The sequence below is a fragment of the Achromobacter spanius genome, assembly GCF_029637605.1.
Classification (GTDB): Bacteria; Pseudomonadota; Gammaproteobacteria; order Burkholderiales; family Burkholderiaceae_B; genus Achromobacter; species Achromobacter spanius_E.
This window is the reverse complement of record NZ_CP121261.1, coordinates 1,296,368-1,316,239: the sequence shown is the minus strand read 5'-3', so window position 1 is coordinate 1,316,239 and position 19,872 is coordinate 1,296,368. Positions and strand designations below refer to the sequence as shown.

Genomic DNA, 19,872 nt, shown 5'->3' with positions numbered 1-19,872 from the left:
CCTGCAAGGTGGGCAAGGTCATGAGTGCTTAGTCCAGCTTTTCGATGCCAGCGGTGTCGATGATGTGCTTCCACTTGGCGGTTTCGCGGTCGATCAATTGCTTGAATTCCTGCGGCGAGCCGGTGGCGGGTTCGGCGCCCAGCGTGGCCAGGCCGGTACGCACTTCGGGGGCCTGCAGTGCTTTCTGGATGGCGGCGTTCAGCGTGGTCACCACTTCCGGCGGCGTGCCCTTGGGGGCGACGACGCCGCCCCAGGCCACGGTTTCGTAGCCCTTCAGGCCGGACTCATCCAGCGTGGGCACGTCGGGCATCAGCGCCAGGCGCTTCAGGCTGCTGACGCCAATGGCGCGCACCTTGCCGCTGGCGACCAGCGGCGCGGCTTCCGAGGTGTTGACGAACAGGTAGTCCAGGCGGCCGCCCAGCAGGTCCTGGATGGCGGCGGGGCCGCCGTTGTACGGGATGAACATGACGTCCACCTTGGCCATGCTCTTGAAGAGTTCACCGCCCATGTGGCCGGTGGTGCCGACGCCCGAGGCGCCGTAGGACAGGCGGCCGGGTTCCTTCTTGGCGCGGTCGATCAGGTCTTGCACGCTTTTGACGGGCGATTCGGCCGGCACGATCAGGGCGTTGTACAGGTCGAACATGTGCGCGACCGGGGTCAGGTCCTGGTCCACGTCGTAGGGCAGGCGCTTGAACAGCGAGCGGTTTACCGCCAGCGTGTTGATGTTGCCGTAGCCCACGGTATAGCCGTCGGCGGCGGCGCGCTTGATCAGCGAGATGCCGATGTTGCCGGCGGCGCCGGGACGGTTTTCAATCACCATCGTGGCGCCGGTGTCTTTGGCGATTTGGGTGGTGATCAGGCGCGACAGCACATCGGGCGAACCGCCCGCGGCCGACGGCACCACGAAGGTGATGGGCTTGTCGGGATAAGCGGCGGCCGAGGCCGTGCCGATCAGGGCCGCGCTGAGTGCCAGCGCGGATACGCTGCGGAAGATGGTGCGATGCATGGTGGTATTCCCCTTGTTTTGTTGTGGTGACGGGCGCAGATTACACCCGCGTTGCGGCACTGCATCATCGAAAAATGTGGCAATCCTATAATCCGCCGTTATTGGTCAAGGGGAATAAAAATGGATGTGGAAGGCTACGCCGACGAGGTCGGCCCCAGCGCGGGGCGGCCGTTGAACCTGCGTCAGATCGAGGTCTTTCGGGCCATCATGATGTCGGGGTCCATCAGCAGCGCGGGGCGCATGCTGCATGTGTCGCAGCCGGCGGTCAGCCGGGTGCTGGCGTTGACGGAAAGCCGCTTGGGCTATCGCTTGTTTGAACGGGTCAAGAGCCGTTTGTCGCCCACGGCAGAGGCGCGTCGGCTGTATGCGGAAGTCGAGCAGGTGTACGGCGGCATCCAGCGCGTGAACGATCTGGCCGCCAGCCTGGGGCAGTCGGGCGCGGGCATGTTGAAGATCGTGGCCAGCGCCAGCTTCGGGCAGCGCTTGATTCCGATGGCGCTTGAACGCTTTCGCGGCCGCAACGCAGGCGCGCGGGTGGACTACCGCAGCGTCACGTTCGACGAGTTGGCGGCGTACTTCTTGTCGGGGCAGGCGGATATCGGCATCTCGATGCAGCCGCCCGATCATCCCAACCTGACGTCGGTGCGCTTGGCGCAGGTGCCCGTGATGTGCGTGATGCCGCCAGCCCATCCCTTGACCAGCCACAAGGTGGTGCTGCCCGAGGATTTTTCGTCCGCCGCCTGGATCGGCTACCCCCGCGACACACCATTGGGGCGCGCGCTGCAAGCGTTTTTTGGCGACGGGCCGCGCCATGCCGCGGCGATCGAAGTGCATTCACCGGTCACGGCGTGTTCGTTCGTGCAGCAAGGCCTGGGGCCGGCTTTGGTGGACACCTGGTGCGTATCGACCGAGCAGTCGGCGCATATGGTGTTGCGGCCCATCGCGCCCGAAGCCAATGTCGAGGTATGGGCCACGTATTCGAACCTGAGCGCACCGCCGCTGCTGGCGCGGCGGTTCCTGGCGGCGGTGAAGAAGACGCTGGAAGCGAATAGCGTGGACGGGAAGCCATTCGAAGGGGAAGCAGAGGAGGGCTGAGCCTGAGTCCGGCCCGGGCTTCCCCCCGTTTTGGCTTAGGCCGTCTTACAGCCCTTCGGCCTTCAGCGCGGCCTGGACGCCCTTGTCGGCTTCCATGCGCTTTTCGAACGCCGCCAGATTGTCTTGGCCGGCCAGGTCCACTTCCTTGGCGCGCGCCCAGCGCAGCACCACATACAGATACGCATCGGCGATGGAAGGCGCATCACCCGCCAGGTACGACTTGCCCGCCAGTTGCGCATCCAGTTGCGAGAACAGCTTGGTCAGCAGCTTGGAGGCCGAGCCGGCCAGTTCCTTCTGCGCGCCTTCGTCGCCCAGGAAGCGGGACGCGCCGAAGATCATCGAGAACGTCTTGTGGATGTCGGAATTGATGAAGCCCAGCCAGCGGCGCACATCGGCCCGCGAGCGCGCGCTGCCGTCGCCCAGCAGCTTGCTTTGCGGCGCCTGTTCGGCAATGTATTCCAGGATGGCGACGTTCTGGGTGAGGGTCCAATCGCCATCGGTCAGCGCGGGCACGGCGCCTAGCGGATTCACCTTCAGAAATTCAGGGGCCTTGAGGGCTTCGCGGCTGAGCTGGTGCGTTTCGTAGGGTTGGCCGACCCACTCAAGAACGATGTGGGAAGCGAGCGAGCACGCGCCGGGCATGTAGTACAGTTTCATGCGATGGGGTCTCCGGAAAGGAAGAACGGAAGGTTCCCGTCCCTGGGCGCTATGGTACGCCACCCGCCAGGCGCTACGCGCCAGCTTGTCATCGCCCCCGCACTCGCATTCAGCCCTTTGCCGCCGGAGATGTCCATGCAGTCAAGCACCGCCGCGAGCACACGCGCAATCTCACTTTTTTCGGTTTCAACGCTGCTCATGGCGGGCGCCATGTTGTGGACCAAGCCCGCGCAGGCGGCCGAGGAACCCGCTTCGGTGGCCGCGCGCGTGACGCCGGTGGTGGGTGGGCTGGACCATCCCTGGGCCATGGCGTTCCTGCCTGACGGCGGGGTGCTGATCACGGAGCGGCCCGGCACGCTACGCCTGTTGCGCACGCCGGGCGGGCTATCAAAGCCGCTGACCGGTGTGCCGAAGGTGGCGGCGCGCGGGCAGGGCGGCTTGCTGGATGTGGCGCTGTCGCCGGACTTCGCGAAAGACCGGTACGTGTATCTGTCCTACGCCGAATCCGATGGCGACAAGAGCGGCACCGCGGTTGGCCGGGGCAGGCTGTCCGACGATGCCAGTGGCCTGGAAGATTTCAAGGTGCTTTTCCGGCAAATGCCGAAGCTGTCGTCCGGCCTGCATTTCGGTTCGCGCCTGGTCTTCGACGGCAAGGGGCATCTTTTCATTGCCCTGGGTGAAAACAACCAGCGTCCCACCGCGCAGGATCTGGACAAACTGCAAGGGAAGGTCGTGCGCCTGAAGCTGGATGGCTCGGTGCCCGAAGACAACCCCTTTGTGGGCAAGACCGGCGCGCGGCCCGAGATCTGGTCCTACGGCCATCGCAACCCGCAGGGCATGGCGATCAACCCGTGGTCGGGAGATCTTTGGGAAAACGAACACGGCCCACGCGGCGGCGATGAGATCAACCTGGTTCAGCCGGGCAAGAACTACGGCTGGCCGTTGGCCACGCATGGCATCAATTATTCTGGTCTGCGCATCCCCGAGGCCAAGGGCGAAACCGCGCCGGGCACGGAACCGCCGCTGTTCTGGTGGGCAAAGTCGCCCGCCATCAGTGGTATGGCTTTCTACGATGCCGACCGCTTTCCGGCTTGGAAAAACTCGGTGTTCATCGGTGCCTTGGGTAATCAGAACCTGATCCGCCTGACGCTGGACGGCAACCGTGTCGTGGGCCAGGAATGGCTGCTGGTGGACCGCAAGAGCCGAATACGCGACGTGCGGCAAGGGCCGGACGGCTATGTGTATGTGCTGACCGACGCCTCGCCCGGCCAATTGCTGCGGCTGGCGCCGGCGGAATCTGGAGGGTAAGCGATGAAGACCTACGAGTTGATCGGATCGGCCGGGTGCGGGTCGGCCATTGTCGAGATGGCGCTGGTGCTGGCCAACGTGCCGCACACGCTGACGGACGTGCCCTATCTGAAACCCGGGCCCGAACGCGACCGCCTGCTGCAACTGAACCCCTTGGGGCAGGTGCCGACGCTGATCACGCCCGAAGGCGAGGTCATGACAGAAAGCGCGGCGATGATCCTGCACCTGCACGACGTGGCGCCCCAGGCCGGCTTGGCGCCGGGAGCCGACAAGCCTGAACGGGCATACTTTCTGAACGTGCTGCTGCGTCTGGTCGGCGCGGTGTACCCGACGTTCACGTACGGGGATATTCCGTCGCAATGGGCGGGCGAGGGCGCGGCGGCGGACCTGCTGCGCGAGCGCGTCCATACCCGGCGCGCGGAGCTCTGGAAGGAACTTGAGCAGCAGGCCGGGTCGCCCCATATGCTGGGCCGGCGATTTTCCGCGCTGGACCTGTATGTGACGGTGATGACACGTTGGCGTCCGGGGCAGGCGTGGTTCCAGGCGGAATGCCCGGCCTTGGCGGCGGTGGCCAGCCAGGCGGCGCTGGAACCGAATGTGGCACGGGTATTGGCCCGCAATTTTCCCGCGCCTACCGAATAGCTATTCCCGTTGGGCGCAACGCCTGGCCCGCGGCCTTATGCCTTGCCGCGGCGTTTGCCCTTTGCCCGGGCCTCGCGCACGGCGATGTACACGCCGCTGCCCGCGATGAAAAGCGCCCCCAGATAGGCGTACGCATCAGGCGCTTCACGCCAGAAGATCCAGCCCAGTATCGTGGCCCAGATCAGGCCGGTGTAGTCGAACGGCGCCACCACCGAAGCGGGGCCGATTCGAAAGCCCTGCGTGATCAAGGCCAGACCCAGCGTGCTGAAAAGTGCGATGCCGCCAAAGTAAGGCAGGTGCTCGGCAGTGGGTGTTTGCCACACCCAGGGCAAGCCCACCGCGCTGCACAGCAATTGGCCCAGCACGATGTAGAACGTGGTCGTCAACATGCCTTCGCCCCGGCTGATGCCGCGCGCGGTGATCATCATGACCGCGTAAAGCAGAGCCGTGGTCAGCGGATACAGCGTGGCCGCCTGGAATGCCGCCGAGCCCGGGCGCACCACGATCAGCACGCCGATAAAACCGGCCAGCACCGCGACCCAGCGCTTGCCGTCCACACGCTCTTTCAGGATCAGCACCGACAGCGCCGTCACGAACAGTGGCGCCGCGAAGGCGATGGCCGTGGCTTCGGCCAAGGGCAGCGCGCGCAAGCCCAGATAGAAGCAACAGGCCGACACGACGTTGATGGCGCCGCGCACCAGATGCAGCCCGGGGTGCGTGGTGCGCATCACGCGCCGCCCGCCCAGCCACAAGGCAAGCGCCGTCACAAAAGGCAGCGCGATCAGCGCGCGCAGAAACAGGATTTGAAGCGGGTTGTAGTGCTCGCCCAGCCATTTGGCGTTGGCGTCGCTAAGCGTCAGGAAAAAGATGCCGCCCACCACACAGGCGATACCTGCGAAAGCGGAGGGGTCCCGGGCGGCGGGCAATACAGATGAGGAAGACATCGGAAACCTGCAAGGGCGGCGGTTCCTGCCGCCGTGGGGGAAGGGGACAAGCGAATGATGTGAAGGTCAGCCCTGGGCGCGGTAGGCCGCCAGCGCAACCATGGCCCAGGCGGCCAGGAAGGCGGTTCCGCCCAAGGGAGTGACGGCGCCCAGCCAATGCACGCCCGTCAACGACAGCGTGTACAAGCTGCCTGAGAACAGCACGATGCCCACGAACATCACCACGCCGGCGGCTGACAGCAAGGGCGAACCGAAGCGGGCGCCCAGCAGTGCAATCACGAACAGGCCCAGCGCGTGGATCAGGTGATAAAGCACGCCCGTCTGCCAGACGGACAGCAATTCCGGCGTCAGCATGCGCTTGAGGCCATGCGCGCCGAAAGCGCCCGCGCCCACCGCCACCATGAGATTCAACGCCGCAAGTATCGTCAACTGCCGGTCCGTCATTGCCAGTCCTTATAAGTGATCGTGTGTAACGCCGCCTATGATATGCCCAATTTCGGTGCATGCCGGAGCGAACAAGCGTGGCGTTCCCGCTTGCAGCAAAATTTCCAGATGGGATATTATAAATTCTGTTTGGAACAGGGTATCAAGACCACAGGAGCGCATGATGACCATCGCCATTCCCGGAAAGTCGGCAGACAAGCGCGGCGCTGCCGCCACCCGTCCGCCACGCCGCGCGACGGCGCGCGCCAAGCAGTTATTCCAGGAGCTGGTGGACAGCCCGCTGAGCGATATGGCGCGCGATGTGCGCCGGGGCCTGCCCGCGCAGATGGTGGACGACGCGGCCGATTTCCTGCAGGTGCCCAAGTCCGAAATCATGGCCATCACCGAGGTCAAGGCCGCGTCGCTGTCGCGCTGGACGCGGGAAGGGCAGATGCTGCCACTGGGTGAATCTGACCGCCTGGCGCGCGTGGCCAGGGTCGCGCGCGTGGCGCGTCAGGTGCTGGGCAGCGACGACGAGGCCGTGCTGTGGCTGAATACGCCCGTGCCCGCGCTGGGCAACGTCAAGCCTTTGTCTTTGCTGACGTCAGACGCCAGCAGCCGCATCGTGGAAGACACCCTGGCCCGGGCGGCGGCCGGCGTGTACGCATGAGCGATTTCATTTCCCTGTGGCGCATCGGCACCACGGCCGGCACGTACCGCGCGGACGACTTGAGCGGAGCGGGGGCGGCGGCGGTGGGCGGGCGCTACAACAGCCCGGGCACGGCGGTGGTGTATACGTCATCCAGCGTGGCCTTGGCGGTGCTGGAAACGGTGGTGCATTTCGCCGTGCGGGCATCGGAACAGGCCAATCGCTATCTGATTGAAGTGGCCGTACCGCGCGCCATTCACGATGCCCGTCAGGTACTGACGGTGAACCAGTTGCAGCGGGACTTTCCATTCTGGGAGGCAGTGCCGTTTGCCGAAGCCTCGCAGGCGGTGGGCGACAACTGGGTGGAATCCGGCGTTTCGGCGCTGCTTGAATTGCCCAGCGCCATCGTGCCTTATCGCGGCGTGCCCGACTGCAACCTGCTGATCAATCCGGCGCACGCGGATGCGGAACACATTGTGGTGGTGCGGCGCGAACGGTTTGTGTATGACCCGCGTTTGAAAGCCACGTGAAAAAAAGGGGAGCCGACAAGGCTCCCCTTTGTATGTCCTGGCCAGGCGTCAAGCGGTAGTCAGTACCGCGCGTCCCACCACCTTGCCCGCCCGCAGCGCCGCCAATACGCTGTCGGCTTCGGCCAGCGCGTGGCGGTGCACCGGCATGGGCGGCACCTTGCCCGCGCGCACCAGTTCCATCAATTCCTGCAATTCCGCCAGGTTGCCAACGTAGCTGCCGATGATGGACATGGCCTTCATGGGTATCAACGCGATCGGCCATGACGAGGCCCCGCCAAACAGGCCCACGATGATCAGCTTTCCGCCCTTGGTCAGGAAGTCGAACGCCAGCGAGGTGGTGGCGGGCGCGCCGACCAGGTCGATCGCGGCCTGAACCGGCTTGCCGCCCGCGGCTTTGATGATTTGCTGCGCGGCGTCCGGCGCGGCGCCGTCGATGGCGGCCAGCGCACCGGCCTCCAACGCGGCTGCGCGCTTGGCGGGGTCGATGTCGACCACGATGGCGCCCGCGCCACCCAATGCCTTGATCAGCGTCAGGCTCATCAGCCCCAGGCCGCCCGCGCCAAAGATCACCACGGGATGTTCGCGGTAGATGTCCGCGCCGATCTTCTTCAGCGCGGAATAGGTGGTCAGGCCCGAGCAGGCGTACGGCGCGATCTGCGCGGGGTCCAGGTCGCCGATGTCGATCAGGTATTTGGGATGCGGCACCACGATGTGGTCGGCGTAGCCGCCGGCGCGATGCACGCCCAGGCAGGCCGGCGCGCTGCAATGGTTTTCCATGCCGGCCAGGCAGGGCGTGCATTTGCCGCAGCCGATCCACGGATACACCAGGTAGTTCTTGTCGCTGGACAAGCCTTGTGCGTCCGGCCCGGCCGAAGCCACGCTGCCCACCGTTTCGTGGCCCATCGTCAGCGGCAGCGACACGCCACGGTCTTTTAGCGCCAGGGTGCGGCCCTGGCCCAGGTCGTAGCCGCCTTCCCACAAGTGGATATCGCTGTGGCAGACGCCCGCGGCGCGTACTTTCAACAGCACTTGCGTCCCTTGGGGGGTAGGCGTGGGCTGTTCCATTTCCTGCAAGGGCTCGCGGAAGTTGACGACGCAATAGCACTTCATGGGGATGTCTCCGTTTTGGGTTGTTATAGCCAGCAGCCTACACCCGGGCGCGGCGGCGCGATATTCACTTTTTGATCAGGGGGCATTCGCTGTCGGCCAATGACACGAACACCTTGTCGCCGGGCACGGTGGACAAGATGCGGTAGAAGTCGCCCGGGTACTTGGATTCGGCGGGCTTTTTCACTTCAACCAGATACAGGTCCATGATGACGCGGCCGTCTTCGGGGCGGATGCGGGCATTCTTGATGAGCTTGGTGGTGATGGGCAATTCACGCATCTTCTTATTGACCGCTTCGCCCTCGAAGGTGCCGGCCGCCTGCGCTGCTTGCAGGTAATGCGTGGTGGCCACGTAGCTCAGCGCCTGCACGATGGACGGCGGGCGCGTCACGCCCATCTTCTGTTGCCAGCGTTTGGTCCAGGCGCGGGTGTCTTCATCGGCATCCCAGTAGAACCCGGTGGGAAAGGTCAGGCCTTGCGCCACGGGCAGGCCCATTGCCTGGACGTCGTTGATGAAGGTCAGGAAGGTCAACAAGCGCTGCTTGCCGCCGGTCAGGCCGAATTCCTGTGCTTGCTTGATCAGGTTGACGAGGTCGCCGCCCGCGCTCGCCAAGCCCACCACGTTGGCCTTCGAGGCCTGCGCTTGCAGCAGGAATGAGGCGAAGTCCAGGGCGCCCAGCGGATGGCGCGTGCTGCCCAGCACCTTGCCGCCGGCTTCTTGCACGAAACGGGTGGCATTGCTTTCCAGCGATTTGCCGAACACGTAATCGGTGGTGATGAAATACCAGGACTTGCCGCCGGCTTCCACTACGCTTTTCACCACGGCGTTCGACAAGGCGTAGGTGTCGGGCGCCCACTGCGTGCTGAGCGTGCTGCATTGCTTGCCGCTGAAGTCGCCGGCAAAGCCGCCGCTGATCAACGCCGTGCCGCCTTTTTCTCGGGCAACGCCTTGCGCGGCCAGCCCCGCCGAACTGGCGCCGCCGTCCACCACGGCAACCAGGCCTTGGGTGTCGAACCAGCGGCGCACCAGTGCAGAGGCCACGTCCGCCTTGTTCTGGTTGTCCGCGCCCACCACTTCCACGGTCTTGCCCGCCACCTTGCCACCGAAGTCCTCGACGGCCATGCGCACCGACATCTCGGAACCTTGTCCGCCCAAGTCCGAGTAGATGCCCGAGCGGTCATTGGATACGCCCAGGCGCACCACATCCGATTGAGCTTGCGCCGCGCAGGCGGCCATTGTGGCGGCCGCGGCCGCCAACAGGGGTTTGATACGCATCTGTCTGTCTCCCCGGCCCGGAAACGAGCCGATTGTTTGAGTTCTTGGTGATGACGCGGTACCGCTTAAGGGGGCAGCCGGCTATCCGACCGGCTGAAACGGAATTCTTGTATGTGAAATTAAATTCCTGTGCAAGAATTTAGGTTTACGCCCCTGAAAAGTCAACATAGTGGATTACCTAGCAGATTCGCGGTTTTTGCTCGGGTAAGGCCGCACGGGAATTGCCACCATGGAAGTGAAACTCGTCGCCCGCACGCTGGATCTGATTGAGCTTTTTGCGCAGGCCCGGCGGCCGATGCCGCTGACGGAATTGGCCCAGGGCTTGGGCGCGCCCATGTCCAGTTGTCTGGCGCTGGTGCGCACCCTGGTTGCGCGCGGCTATCTGTATGAAGTGCGGCGGCGCGGCGGTTATTACCCTACCGCGCGCCTGCAAGCGCTAAGCGCCCTGATCCAGTCCGGCGACCCCTGGCTGGAACAGGTGCGACCGCATCTGCTGGCCTTGCGCGATGCGGCCAATGAAACCGTCATGCTGGGCAAGATCCAGGACGGCGCCGTGGTGTTTCTTGACGTGGTGGAGTCCACCCGACCCGTGCATTACGCCGCGCGACCCGGCGAGCGGCGGCCCCTGCATACCAGCGCGGTGGCCAAGGCGGTGCTGGCGCGGTTGCCGGCTTCGGAACGGGACAGTGTCTTGGCGGCTGCTGACTACACCCGACATACCGAGCGCACGCTGACGACGCGCGAGGCCTTGCTGGCCGAGGTGGCGCGCGTCCAGGCGCAGGGTTGGGCGGCGAACGTGGGCGAAAGCGTGGCGGACTTGACGGGGCTGGCGGTCGCGCTGGATTTGGGCGGGGAGTGGTACGCGCTATGCATGGCCGGGCCGACGCCGCGCGTGTGGGAAGCACGGGATCAGAATCTGGCGCATTTGCAGCACGCCGCGGAATCCATTCGGCGCGCCCGGGCGGGGTAGAGGGCGATTAAAGGCGAAAGCGCAAAGGTGAAAGCGCAGGGGCGACCCCGCAAAGCGAAAGCGCCGTTGCGCTTAACTGCCCCGGCGCATCAACGTGGATTTGCCGAACAGGCTTTCGATCAGGTCCACGGCCACTTCCGCCGTCTTGTTGCGCTCGTCCAGCGCGGGGTTCAGTTCCACCACGTCCAGCGACCGCATCAAGCCCGTGTCGGCAATCATTTCCATGCACAACTGCGCTTCGCGGTAGGTGGGGCCGCCCGGCACGGTGGTCCCCACGCCCGGCGCGATGCCGGGGTCCAGAAAGTCCACGTCGAAGCTCACATGCAGGTGCGTGTCGGCATCCAGGCCCGCCAGCGCGGCGTCCATCGTGGCGCGCATGCCCATTTCATCCAGATAGCGCATGTCGAACACTTCCAGGCCGGCCTGGTGGACCAGTTGCTTTTCACCCTGGTCCACGCTGCGGATGCCGATCTGGCGCACCCAGCCGGGTTCGATGTCGGGCGTCTGACCAGACATGCCGGTGATTTCGGCGGGGCCGTAGCCGCACAGGCAGGCCACGGGCATGCCATGGATATTGCCGGTGGGGGTCAGCGCATGGGTGTTGAAGTCCGCGTGCGCGTCCAGCCAAAGCACCCGCAACTTCTTGCCGGCTTCGCGGCAATGGCGCGCCACGGCGCTGATGGAGCCGATGCCCAGGCAGTGGTCGCCACCCAGCAGGATGGGTAGGCGGCCCAGGCCGAGTTCAGCGTAGACGGCGTCATGCACGGCCTTGTTCCACGCGGCCACTTCCGCCAGATGGCGATAGCCGTTCTGGGGCGGCAGCCAAGGGTTGGCGGGGCCGTAGAGGTTGCCGCGGTCAATCACGTCAAACCCCTGCGCTTCGATCACGGGACCCAGGTCCGCCACGCGCAAGGCTTCTGGGCCCATCGACGCGCCGCGAGCGCCCGCGCCGATATCCGTGGGCGCGCCGATCAGGGAAATTTGAGTAGGCAAGGCAACAGGGTTCTGCACGCGGCGGGCTCCGGTGGGGTTCATCATTGGGCGGATAGTACCTTGGCCGTTCGCTTGCGTGCTGGGTCAATCATCGCCATTGGGCAACAATGGCTATTGCCGGGCAGGCGGCCAAGCTGCTGCACAATAGCGGCTGCGCGCCGATCAACCCTTCTGTTGGCCCTGATCGCCTATTGTTTGCGCGTATCGGCTTTCATTTCCTATGGATGGCTTTCATGCCCTTGCATTCGTTGTTTTCCACACTGACGCGCGGCGCGGCCGTGCTGGCCCTGAGCGTGGCGGCTTGCGCCACGGCCACCGCGCAAGACAAGCCCTTGCGCATCGGCGTGATTGCCAGCGTGGCCAACGAAGCCACCGAACAAGCCATTGCCCAGGCCAAGAAAGAGGGCCTGGAGGTGCAACTGGTGGAATTCAATGATTGGGTGCTGCCCAACATCGCCGTGGCCGATGGCTCGGTTGACGCCAATTTCTTCCAGCACGAACCGTTTCTACAGCTATTCAACCAGCGCCGGGGCGCGAACCTGACCCCCATCGCCTATGGCTATTCCACCACCATCGGGCTGTTTTCCAAGAAGCTGAAGAAGGGCGATACGGTGCCGGACGGCGCCACCATCGCCGTGCCCAACGACCCGGTCAACACGGGCCGCGCCTTGCTGCTGCTGGAATCGATTGGCTTGATCAAACTGAAGCCCGGCGTGGCGCATCAGGCCACGCTGCAAGACGTGGTGGCCAACCCCAAGAAGCTGAAGTTCGTGCAGATTGAAGGCTCGCAATCCGCGCGCACCTTTGATGACGTGACGGCGTCGGTCACCTACACGACCTTTGCCAAGCAGGCGGGCCTGAATGAAAAAGATGGCTTGGCGTTCGACAATACCGACCCCGCCAGCATCCGCCGCTACGCCATCCGCTGGGTCACCACGCCCGACAAGGCGCAAGACCCGCGCCTGCTGAAGTTCATTGCCATCTACCAGAACTCGCCCGAGGTCAAAGCGACCTTGAAGCGCTTGTACGGCGACCTGATCACGTTCCCCTGGTAGGCCAGCAGCCTCTCTACGCGGCCGCCTCGCGCCGTTCGGCGCGGCGGCCATTCAAACGCCAATGCAGGCCCAGCGCGGCCAGGCCCACCACGGCCGCCGCGCACACCCCCAAGGCTTCAAAGCCCGCATGCGTGTAGAGCGTGCCGGCGACCGCCGTGCCCACGCTGGCGCCCAGATAGGTCGTGCAGGTATTCAAGCCCAGCACCGCGCCACGCTCGTCGGGCCGTGCGCGCGACAGCAGCAACACCAGCAGGTTCAGACTGATCTGCGACGCGGCACCCCACAGCACGGCAATGGCCAGCACCGCCGCCAAGGCTTGGGCAGCGGGCAACAACAGCAGATACACCGTGGCAATGGTCGCCAAGGCCAGCGGCAAGGCACGGCGCGGCCCCAGGCGTTCGATCAGCGGCGCGCCGGCAAACCCCGCCAGCATGAAGCCCGCGCCATAGGCAAAGGCAATGAAGCCCACCTTGCCGGCGCTTAGCGCCAACAGCGTGCGGACGTGGTCGGCCAGGAAGGCGTAGACGCCGTAGAACGCGGACGAGAAAGCCAGGCACGCCAGCAGCAGCACGGGCACGTCGCGATAGGAAAGCGGGGCAAGCAAGCGCGACAGGCGCAGCGGGGCGGGATTTTCCGCGCGGCGTTCCGGCAGCTTGCGTAGGCCGAGCAGTGCAATCGTGGCGCACAGGGCCAGGGTGCCGTAGGTAGCGCGCCAGCCGACGGCGTCCGAGATCAGCGCGGACAAGGGCACGCCCGCCACCAGGGACACCGACCACCCGGCAATCACGCGCCCCAGCGTGCGCGTCTCTTGCCCGACGGGCGCCACCAGCGATGCTGATCCGTAGGCCGCGGGCAGGATGACACCCGCCGCCGCGCCCGCCAAGGCTTGCGCCAAGGTCAGCACGAGCCAGTGCGGCGCGGTGGCGGACAGGATCAGGGCGGCAATCAGCACCAGCATGGCGCCCAAGAGCGAACGGCGGATGCCGATGCGGTCGATGCGCGCCGCCAGGAAAAAGGCGCTTGCGGCGGTGGCTGCGCCGTAGGCCGAAATGGCGGTGCTGATGGTCAGCGCCGACGTTGAAAACGAGCGCGCCACGTCGGTCAGGATGGGGCTTAGCGCCAAGCCGTTGGACCCCACGACACTGACGGCAAACATCAAGGCGGGCACGGAGGACGCGGGTTGTGGTTGTCGGTTGCTACGGTTCTGCATGCCGCGAATTTTATTGGAATAAAATAAGGGATTACGCCAGTATTTCCTTATTCCATAAAAGTCCGAATGCCGTAAGGCAGAACTTGATTCCGATGCCAGACCTAGACGATCGCGACAGAAAACTATTAACGTTGCTGGCGGACGATGCCACGCCGAGCTATGCCGAACTTGGAAAATTACTGAACCTGTCGGCCCCGGCGGTGCATGAACGGGTCAAGCGCTTGAAGCGCGACGGGCTAATCAAAGGCATTGCCGCCCGGCTGGATGGCGCGCGCATCGGCCGGCCCTTGCTGGCCTTCGTGCATGTGGACACCGCCAACTGGACGATCACGCAACAGGTGCTGGGCCTGGCCGAGCTGACCGAGGTGGAAGAGATTCACACCATCACCGGCAAAAGCGCCATGCTGCTGAAAGTGCGGGTGCGCGACACGCAGGCGCTTGAGCTGCTGCTGGCCCGCATCCACCAGATTGACGGCATCACCAACACTACCAGCGACATCGCGCTGACCAGTTACCTGGAACGCGGCCCCTTGCCAGACACCGCGCCGCCGGCGGACTGAGCGCGGCGGCGCGTTGCCATTCAGGCGCGCCCCGACGCCGTGCGCAAGCGCAGGCGCGTTATTTCAGACGGCGCGCCCAAGCGCTTGGGCGGCCCCCAGTAGCCGGTACCCCGGCTGGTATAGACCCACATCTTGCCCAGCCGGTGCAGGCCCGCTGTGAATGGCTGCTGGAAGCGCACGAAGAACCCCCACGGAAAGAACTGCCCGCCATGCGTGTGGCCCGACAACTGCAGGCTGTAGCCCAGCGGTTCCGCCGCCGCCGCGCTGCGCGGCTGGTGCGCCAGCAGAATCTTGGCGCAGGCGTCGGCGGGGGCGCCGGCCAGCGCCGCCTTGGGGTTGCTGCGGTGCTGCGGATCAAACGCGCCGGCGCTGAAATCCGTGACGCCCGCCACCACCACCGGCAAGCCCGACGGGTGGATGACCGCATGCTCGTTCAACAGCACAAGCAGGCCCATGCGGCGGAATTCGGCGATCCAGGGCGTGGCGCCTGAATAATATTCATGGTTGCCCGTGACCAGGTACACGCCGTAGGGCGCGCGCAGCGACCCCAGCGGGCTGGCTTGCTCGGCCAGGTGCTCGACGCTGCCGTCGACCACGTCGCCGGTGATGGCGATGACGTCGGGCAGCAGTTCATTCACGGCATCGACTATGGCCTGCACGTATTGCTTCTTGATGGTCGGGCCGACGTGGACGTCGCTGATCTGCACGATGGTGAAGCCGTCCAGGTCTTGCGGCAAGCCGGCGATGGGCACGTCCACATCCACCACCCGCGCCCGGCTGCGCGCGTTGTAGAAGCCGACCAGCGTGCCCGCCAATGCCAGCGCGGCAACCGCCCAGGCGCTGTAGCGGCGCAGGTCCAGCCAGGGCAGGCTGGCGTTGGCCAGCAGCGTGACCAGCCAGGTCAACAGTAGGGCGGCGTCGCGGATGACGGTCAGGACGAACAGCGAGGAAAAGAGCCCCATCGCGATCAGGCCAACCCACGCAATGCGGTCGCCCCAAGGCGGGTTCACCGAAGAGCGGGCCAGCATCCCCATTGGAATCAGGATGCACGACAGCAGCAGGGCGATGATGGCGGCAGCCGCGCCGGTGGCGGGCAACTGCGCGTCCGGGATCAAGCGCGCGCCGACATAAACGTGGGCCAGTGCGCCCAGTGTCAGAAAGCGCAGGAAGAACGAGGATTGGCGTAGGGACACGGCGGGAAGGGGGGCGGGCCAGGAAACCGCCATTCTATGCCGCGTCGCGCTGCCTGGTCGTGTCCGGTGCAGCATCAGGCCGTTCAGTGGCCGCCGGGCCCGTCACGCCATAGCAAGTCCGCATTCATTTCCCGCACGCTGTTGATGCCCAGCATTGCCATGTTGCGGTCGACTTCCGCGCGCAGCAGGTGGATGGCGTGGGCCACGCCTGCTTGCCCGCCAACCGCCGCCGCATAGTTGAACGGCCGGCCCACGAACACAAAGCGCGCGCCCAGCGCCAGGGCCTTCAAGACGTCGCCACCGCGCCGCACGCCGCTGTCCATCATCACCGTCATGCTGCCCGCCGCGTCAACCACGCGGGGCAGCGCACGCAGCGGCGAGATGGCGCCATCGAGTTGGCGGCCGCCGTGGTTGGACACGATGACCCCATCGGCGCCGTGCTGGCGCGCCAGCGCCGCGTCTTGCGGATGCAGGATGCCCTTGATGATCAGGGTGCCCGGCCACTGGCGGCGTATGCGCGCCACATGTTCCCAATTGAGGTGATCGCGCGCGGTGAAGTCGCGCAGCACGGACGCGGACACAATGGGCGCGCCGCGCGTGGCGAATGAATTCTCAAAATGCGGCATGCCGTGGGCCAGCAAGGTGCGCAGGAAGGTGCTCGCCAGCCAGCGCGGCCGGGTCAGGCCGTCCCACGCCAGGCGCAGGCTGGGCTTGAGCGGCGTTGAGAAGCCGGTGCGCACATTGTTTTCGCGATTCGCGGACACGGGGATGTCCACCGTCAACACCAAGGTTTCATAACCGGCGCGGCGTGCCCGGTCGACCAATGCGTCGATTTTGGTGGGATCTCCCGGCAGATAGGCCTGGAACCAGGTGCCGGGCGCTTCGCGGAGCACGTCTTCCAGCGGGATCAGGGACGTGCCACTGAGGATGGCGGGAATGCCTTGCTCGCGCGCGGCGCGGGCCAGAATCACGTCGCCCCGGTACGCCGACAAGGCGCTGATGCCCATGGGGGCAATGCCGAAAGGCGAGGCGTAGCGGCGTCCGAGAATTTCCGTGCTTTGCGTGCGACGTGACACGTCAACCAGCACGCGGGGCGCGAAGCTGTATTGGGCGAAGGCGCGGCGGTTGTCGTGTAGCGACTGGTTGTCTTCCGCGGCGCCCGCCACGTAGCCGAAGATAGGCCGAGGCAAGCGCTTGCGCGCGGCGGCTTCAAAGTCATCCAGGCTAAGCATGCGGGCAAGCGCGCGCGGCACGGGCGTAGTAGCGCTGGTGCTCGGCGTGCTGGCAGGCGTAGGAACGGGCAGGGCGTTGGAAGTCATGGCGGGCCGCTAAAAGCCCGTAATCTAACAATCCTGCTTTATCGATGAAAGCGAATAGATTGCGAAATACCTATTCGCTTTTTGGAATCAACTTGGAAGTGGCGTGCTAGTGGCGTACAAGCGGCGTGCAAGGGTCTTCCAAGGCGGGTCAGGGACGAGCGGAAGGCAAGGCCAGCAGTTCGCCCATGCGCACGGGACCCAGCACCGACGGCGTGTCGGCCCAGCGAATCTTGTCCGGGCCAAATAGCACGATGGCCGTCGAACCCAGCTTGAAGCGACCCATCTCCGCGCCTTTTTCCAGATGGATCGGCGCGCGCGCCGTGGCGTCATAGCGTACCGACTTCACGCGGCGCTTGAACGGCGTGACCAGGCCCGCCCAAACCGTCTCAATCGACGCGACGATCATCGCGCCCACCAGCACCACCGCCATGGGGCCGAGCTCGGTGTCGAATATGCAGACCACGCGCTCGTTGCGCGCGAACAGGCGCGGCACGTTGCGCGCGGTCAGCGGGTTCACAGAGAACAAACGACCCGGCACGTGCACCATTTCGCGCAGCGTGCCGGCCACCGGCATATGCACGCGGTGGTAGTCCTTGGGCGACAGGTAGACGGTGGCGAATTCACCACCCTGGAACGGCGCGGCGCGTTCCACGTCGCCACCCAGCAGGTCAACCAGGCCATAGCTGTGGCCCTTGGCCTGGAAGATGCGTCCTTGCTCGATGGCGCCCAATTGGCTGATGGCGCCGTCGGCCGGACAGAGCACCGAACCGGGTTCGTCGTCCAGCGGGCGCGCGTCGTCTTTCAGCGCGCGGGTGAAGAAGTCATTGAAGCAGTCGTAGGCCAACGGGTCTTCTTGCATGGCTTCGCGCATGTCCACGCCGTACTTGCGGACAAAGCGCGAAATCATCCAATTCTTGACCGCGGGTTCCCGGCAGTCTGAGGCGTATCCGAAGAAGCGCGACACCAGGTGATGCGGCGCAAGATACTGGCTGGCGAGAAATAGTTGGTCTTTGATCGTCATCTACGAGCGCTGAAAAAACTCGTCCCGCGTACAGCGGGACGGGGTTGAAGGTTGCCGTGCAAGCGACGCATCAAGGGCGCCTGCCGGCAATTCGCGGGATTGTAACGCGATCAGGCAGCTTTGGCGGCCAGTTTGGTTTTGTAGAGCCAGTCTTTGTAGTCGTCCAGATCGCCATCGAACGGTTTGACGACGCCGTCGGCCACGATGATGAACTCGTCAGTGGTGGCGCGCAGCAAGTGACGGTCGTGCGAGACCAGCATCAAGGTGCCTTCGAATTGCGCCAGCGCCGTGGTCAGCGCTTCGCGCGTTTCCAGGTCCAGGTGGTTGGTGGGTTCATCCAGCAACAGCAGGTTGGGGCGCTGCCAGACAATCAGCGCCAGCGCCAGGCGCGCTTTTTCGCCACCGGAGAAGGGCGCGATGGAACTGGTGGCCATGTTGCCGTTGAAGTTGAAGCTGCCCAGGAAGTTGCGCAGCTCTTGCTCGCGCACGGTGGGCGCAAGCTTCATCATGTGCCACAACGGTGATTCGTCGTGACGCAGCATTTCCACCTGGTGCTGGGCAAAGTAGCCGATGGACAGGCCCTTGTTGAACTGCGTGTCGCCGCCCAGCGTGGCCAGGTCGCCCGCAATGGTCTTGATGAAGGTGGACTTGCCCGCGCCGTTGATGCCCAAGAGGCCGATGCGCTGGCCGGCTTGAAGCGAAAAATTGATGCCCGACACAATGATCTTGTCGGACACGGCCTGCGTGTCTTCGTCTTCCACGCGGTAGCCGGCACTGACCTTGTCCATGGTCAGCAAGGGGTTGGGCGCGCGCAGGGGCTCGCGGAATTCGAACGAGAATTCGGCGGCGGCGCGCAGCGGCGCCACTTCTTCCATGCGGGCCAGCGCCTTGATGCGGCTTTGCGCCTGACGCGCCTTGCTGGCCTGGGCCTTGAAGCGGTCAATGAATGATTGCAGGTGCGAACGTTGCCGCATCTGCTTTTCCATCATGCCTTGCGCCAGTTCCAACTGCGCGGCGCGCTGGCGTTCGAACGACGAGTAGTTGCCCGAATAGCGCTTGAGCTTGCGCTCGTCGATATGGACGATGACATTCACCACGCCATCCAGGAAATCGCGATCGTGCGAGATGACGATGAGCGTGCCTGGATAGCGCTTGAGCCAGTCTTCCAGCCAGATGATGGCGTCCAGGTCCAAGTGGTTGGTGGGCTCGTCCAGCAGCAGCAGGTCGGACGGGCACATCAGCGCTTGCGCCAGGTTCAGGCGCATGCGCCAGCCGCCGGAAAAGCTGGTCAGCGGCAGATGCATCTGTTCTTGCGTGAAGCCCAGGCCGGTCAGCAATTGTTCGGCGCGCGAATGCACGGTGTAGGCATCGGCATCGGCCAGCGCGGCGTAGATGTCGCCCATGCGCAAGCCGTTTTCGGCGCTTTCGGGTTCGGCTTCCAACGCCGCCAGTTCCGCTTCCAGCTTGCGCAAGGTGACGTCGCCGTCAATCGCGTATTCGATGGCGGGGCGGTCCAGCGCGGGGGTTTCCTGCGCCACGTAGGCCATGCGCCAGCTTGAGGGGTAGTCAAGGTCGCCCTGGTCGGCGTGCAGCGTGCCGCGCAAAAGGCCGAACAGGCTGGACTTGCCGGCGCCGTTGGCGCCGATCAGGCCGATCTTGTCACCGGGGTTCAAGAGCAGGTCGACCTTGTCGAGCAAGGGCTTGACGCCGCGCATGAGTGAAACTTGTTGGAAGCGGATCATGAATCTTGGGGCAGGGGGTGGCGCGGCAGGCGCGCGGCGAGGCTCCCGCCACAAGGCGCGGCGCAAAAAAGGGAACCGGATGGTTCGCGCGCGTGGTCATGAAAAAGCAGGCGGACATCGGCGCGAAAAGGTGAAGAGACACGTCCCAGGCAAGGGGCATCGTCCAATCGTG

20 protein-coding genes are annotated in these 19,872 nt (G+C 65.0%); 8 read left to right on the top strand and 12 right to left on the bottom strand.

Annotation, left to right across the window (positions count from 1 at the left end):
* Positions 1 to 28: 28 nt before the first annotated feature.
* On the bottom strand, positions 29 to 1,006 hold the full coding sequence (locus tag P8T11_RS05795) for a Bug family tripartite tricarboxylate transporter substrate binding protein (protein WP_268077832.1): 978 nt from the start codon (positions 1,004 to 1,006) through the stop codon (positions 29 to 31).
* Positions 1,007 to 1,126: 120 nt separating this feature from the next.
* On the opposite strand from P8T11_RS05795, the gene P8T11_RS05790 reads away from it, so the two are divergent.
* Positions 1,127 to 2,101, top strand: coding sequence for a LysR family transcriptional regulator (locus P8T11_RS05790; RefSeq protein ID WP_268077833.1), 975 nt, complete (start codon positions 1,127 to 1,129; stop codon positions 2,099 to 2,101).
* Between the two features lie 45 nt (positions 2,102 to 2,146).
* Here P8T11_RS05790 and P8T11_RS05785 read toward each other — a convergent pair whose 3' ends face one another.
* Entirely contained in the window at positions 2,147 to 2,758 is a 612-nt protein-coding gene (locus tag P8T11_RS05785; protein ID WP_268077834.1) for a glutathione S-transferase family protein, read from the bottom strand.
* A gap of 210 nt (positions 2,759 to 2,968) precedes the next feature.
* Here P8T11_RS05785 and P8T11_RS05780 point away from each other — a divergent pair, with 210 nt between their 5' ends.
* Positions 2,969 to 4,066, top strand: coding sequence for a PQQ-dependent sugar dehydrogenase (locus tag P8T11_RS05780; RefSeq protein ID WP_268077835.1), 1,098 nt, complete (start codon positions 2,969 to 2,971; stop codon positions 4,064 to 4,066).
* Positions 4,067 to 4,069: 3 nt separating this feature from the next.
* Complete coding sequence (locus P8T11_RS05775) at positions 4,070 to 4,708, top strand: glutathione S-transferase family protein (protein WP_268077836.1); 639 nt, start codon at positions 4,070 to 4,072, stop codon at positions 4,706 to 4,708.
* A gap of 35 nt (positions 4,709 to 4,743) precedes the next feature.
* Here the strand turns inward: P8T11_RS05775 and P8T11_RS05770 are convergent, their stop codons facing one another.
* Together P8T11_RS05770 and P8T11_RS05765 are read right to left on the bottom strand one after the other, a co-directional pair.
* The gene (locus tag P8T11_RS05770) at positions 4,744 to 5,652 is read right to left on the bottom strand and encodes a DMT family transporter (RefSeq protein WP_268077837.1); all 909 of its coding nucleotides are present in this window, start codon (positions 5,650 to 5,652) and stop codon (positions 4,744 to 4,746) included.
* A 66-nt stretch (positions 5,653 to 5,718) separates the two neighbouring features.
* Complete coding sequence (locus tag P8T11_RS05765; protein ID WP_050444688.1) at positions 5,719 to 6,096, bottom strand: DUF423 domain-containing protein; 378 nt, start codon at positions 6,094 to 6,096, stop codon at positions 5,719 to 5,721.
* A gap of 163 nt (positions 6,097 to 6,259) precedes the next feature.
* Here P8T11_RS05765 and parS point away from each other — a divergent pair, with 163 nt between their 5' ends.
* A complete protein-coding gene (parS, locus tag P8T11_RS05760) occupies positions 6,260 to 6,745 on the top strand; it encodes a type II RES/Xre toxin-antitoxin system antitoxin (RefSeq protein WP_268077838.1) in 486 nt (161 codons plus the stop codon).
* Complete coding sequence (locus P8T11_RS05755; protein ID WP_268077839.1) at positions 6,742 to 7,254, top strand: RES family NAD+ phosphorylase; 513 nt, start codon at positions 6,742 to 6,744, stop codon at positions 7,252 to 7,254. Before parS ends, P8T11_RS05755 begins: the two co-directional genes overlap by 4 nt.
* 48 nt (positions 7,255 to 7,302) lie before the next feature.
* Here the strand turns inward: P8T11_RS05755 and P8T11_RS05750 are convergent, their stop codons facing one another.
* Both P8T11_RS05750 and P8T11_RS05745 read right to left on the bottom strand, forming a co-directional pair.
* Positions 7,303 to 8,364 carry an alcohol dehydrogenase gene (locus P8T11_RS05750; protein ID WP_268077840.1) on the bottom strand — a complete coding sequence of 354 codons (1,062 nt, stop codon included), beginning with the start codon at positions 8,362 to 8,364 and terminating at the stop codon, positions 7,303 to 7,305.
* 64 nt (positions 8,365 to 8,428) lie between these two features.
* The gene (locus tag P8T11_RS05745; RefSeq protein WP_268077841.1) at positions 8,429 to 9,637 is read right to left on the bottom strand and encodes an ABC transporter substrate-binding protein; all 1,209 of its coding nucleotides are present in this window, start codon (positions 9,635 to 9,637) and stop codon (positions 8,429 to 8,431) included.
* Between the two features lie 229 nt (positions 9,638 to 9,866).
* Here P8T11_RS05745 and P8T11_RS05740 point away from each other — a divergent pair, with 229 nt between their 5' ends.
* Positions 9,867 to 10,607, top strand: coding sequence for an IclR family transcriptional regulator (locus P8T11_RS05740; protein ID WP_268077842.1), 741 nt, complete (start codon positions 9,867 to 9,869; stop codon positions 10,605 to 10,607).
* Positions 10,608 to 10,679: 72 nt separating this feature from the next.
* Here the strand turns inward: P8T11_RS05740 and rocF are convergent, their stop codons facing one another.
* On the bottom strand, positions 10,680 to 11,645 hold the full coding sequence (gene rocF / locus P8T11_RS05735) for an arginase (RefSeq protein ID WP_418910249.1): 966 nt from the start codon (positions 11,643 to 11,645) through the stop codon (positions 10,680 to 10,682).
* A gap of 188 nt (positions 11,646 to 11,833) precedes the next feature.
* On the opposite strand from rocF, the gene P8T11_RS05730 reads away from it, so the two are divergent.
* Entirely contained in the window at positions 11,834 to 12,655 is an 822-nt protein-coding gene (locus tag P8T11_RS05730) for a MetQ/NlpA family ABC transporter substrate-binding protein (RefSeq protein WP_268077843.1), read from the top strand.
* A 13-nt stretch (positions 12,656 to 12,668) separates the two neighbouring features.
* Here P8T11_RS05730 and P8T11_RS05725 read toward each other — a convergent pair whose 3' ends face one another.
* Positions 12,669 to 13,865: an MFS transporter gene (locus P8T11_RS05725; protein ID WP_268077844.1), complete on the bottom strand. Its 1,197-nt coding sequence runs from the start codon at positions 13,863 to 13,865 to the stop codon at positions 12,669 to 12,671.
* Positions 13,866 to 13,957: 92 nt separating this feature from the next.
* On the opposite strand from P8T11_RS05725, the gene P8T11_RS05720 reads away from it, so the two are divergent.
* Positions 13,958 to 14,425: an Lrp/AsnC family transcriptional regulator gene (locus tag P8T11_RS05720; RefSeq protein ID WP_268077845.1), complete on the top strand. Its 468-nt coding sequence runs from the start codon at positions 13,958 to 13,960 to the stop codon at positions 14,423 to 14,425.
* 20 nt (positions 14,426 to 14,445) lie between these two features.
* Here P8T11_RS05720 and P8T11_RS05715 read toward each other — a convergent pair whose 3' ends face one another.
* The 4 genes from P8T11_RS05715 to P8T11_RS05700 form a co-directional block, all read right to left on the bottom strand.
* Complete coding sequence (locus P8T11_RS05715) at positions 14,446 to 15,618, bottom strand: metallophosphoesterase (protein ID WP_268082438.1); 1,173 nt, start codon at positions 15,616 to 15,618, stop codon at positions 14,446 to 14,448.
* Positions 15,619 to 15,701: 83 nt separating this feature from the next.
* Positions 15,702 to 16,937 (bottom strand): alpha-hydroxy acid oxidase, encoded by a 1,236-nt coding sequence (locus tag P8T11_RS05710; protein ID WP_268077846.1) that lies wholly within the window; start codon positions 16,935 to 16,937, stop codon positions 15,702 to 15,704.
* 148 nt (positions 16,938 to 17,085) lie between these two features.
* Positions 17,086 to 17,958, bottom strand: a complete 873-nt coding sequence (asd, locus tag P8T11_RS05705; protein ID WP_268077847.1) for an archaetidylserine decarboxylase — start codon at positions 17,956 to 17,958, stop codon at positions 17,086 to 17,088.
* A 110-nt stretch (positions 17,959 to 18,068) separates the two neighbouring features.
* On the bottom strand, positions 18,069 to 19,700 hold the full coding sequence (locus tag P8T11_RS05700; protein WP_083447187.1) for an ATP-binding cassette domain-containing protein: 1,632 nt from the start codon (positions 19,698 to 19,700) through the stop codon (positions 18,069 to 18,071).
* Between the last annotated feature and the right edge of the window lie 172 nt (positions 19,701 to 19,872).

Excerpts from the sequence above, each read along its gene's own strand:
- P8T11_RS05785 (WP_268077834.1), bottom strand. The coding sequence starts at position 2,758 with ATGAAACTGTACTACATGCCCGGCGCGTGCTCGCTCGCTTCCCACATC.
- parS (WP_268077838.1), top strand. The coding sequence starts at position 6,260 with ATGACCATCGCCATTCCCGGAAAGTCGGCAGACAAGCGCGGCGCTGCC.
- rocF (WP_418910249.1), bottom strand. The coding sequence starts at position 11,645 with ATGATGAACCCCACCGGAGCCCGCCGCGTGCAGAACCCTGTTGCCTTG.
- P8T11_RS05740 (WP_268077842.1), top strand. The coding sequence starts at position 9,867 with ATGGAAGTGAAACTCGTCGCCCGCACGCTGGATCTGATTGAGCTTTTT.
- P8T11_RS05795 (WP_268077832.1), bottom strand. The coding sequence starts at position 1,006 with ATGCATCGCACCATCTTCCGCAGCGTATCCGCGCTGGCACTCAGCGCG.
- P8T11_RS05790 (WP_268077833.1), top strand. The coding sequence starts at position 1,127 with ATGGATGTGGAAGGCTACGCCGACGAGGTCGGCCCCAGCGCGGGGCGG.
- asd (WP_268077847.1), bottom strand. The coding sequence starts at position 17,958 with ATGACGATCAAAGACCAACTATTTCTCGCCAGCCAGTATCTTGCGCCG.
- P8T11_RS05730 (WP_268077843.1), top strand. The coding sequence starts at position 11,834 with ATGCCCTTGCATTCGTTGTTTTCCACACTGACGCGCGGCGCGGCCGTG.
- P8T11_RS05765 (WP_050444688.1), bottom strand. The coding sequence starts at position 6,096 with ATGACGGACCGGCAGTTGACGATACTTGCGGCGTTGAATCTCATGGTG.
- P8T11_RS05775 (WP_268077836.1), top strand. The coding sequence starts at position 4,070 with ATGAAGACCTACGAGTTGATCGGATCGGCCGGGTGCGGGTCGGCCATT.
- P8T11_RS05725 (WP_268077844.1), bottom strand. The coding sequence starts at position 13,865 with ATGCAGAACCGTAGCAACCGACAACCACAACCCGCGTCCTCCGTGCCC.
- P8T11_RS05720 (WP_268077845.1), top strand. The coding sequence starts at position 13,958 with ATGCCAGACCTAGACGATCGCGACAGAAAACTATTAACGTTGCTGGCG.
- P8T11_RS05755 (WP_268077839.1), top strand. The coding sequence starts at position 6,742 with ATGAGCGATTTCATTTCCCTGTGGCGCATCGGCACCACGGCCGGCACG.
- P8T11_RS05750 (WP_268077840.1), bottom strand. The coding sequence starts at position 8,364 with ATGAAGTGCTATTGCGTCGTCAACTTCCGCGAGCCCTTGCAGGAAATG.
- P8T11_RS05780 (WP_268077835.1), top strand. The coding sequence starts at position 2,969 with ATGTTGTGGACCAAGCCCGCGCAGGCGGCCGAGGAACCCGCTTCGGTG.
- P8T11_RS05700 (WP_083447187.1), bottom strand. The coding sequence starts at position 19,700 with ATGATCCGCTTCCAACAAGTTTCACTCATGCGCGGCGTCAAGCCCTTG.
- P8T11_RS05710 (WP_268077846.1), bottom strand. The coding sequence starts at position 16,937 with ATGACTTCCAACGCCCTGCCCGTTCCTACGCCTGCCAGCACGCCGAGC.
- P8T11_RS05770 (WP_268077837.1), bottom strand. The coding sequence starts at position 5,652 with ATGTCTTCCTCATCTGTATTGCCCGCCGCCCGGGACCCCTCCGCTTTC.
- P8T11_RS05745 (WP_268077841.1), bottom strand. The coding sequence starts at position 9,637 with ATGCGTATCAAACCCCTGTTGGCGGCCGCGGCCGCCACAATGGCCGCC.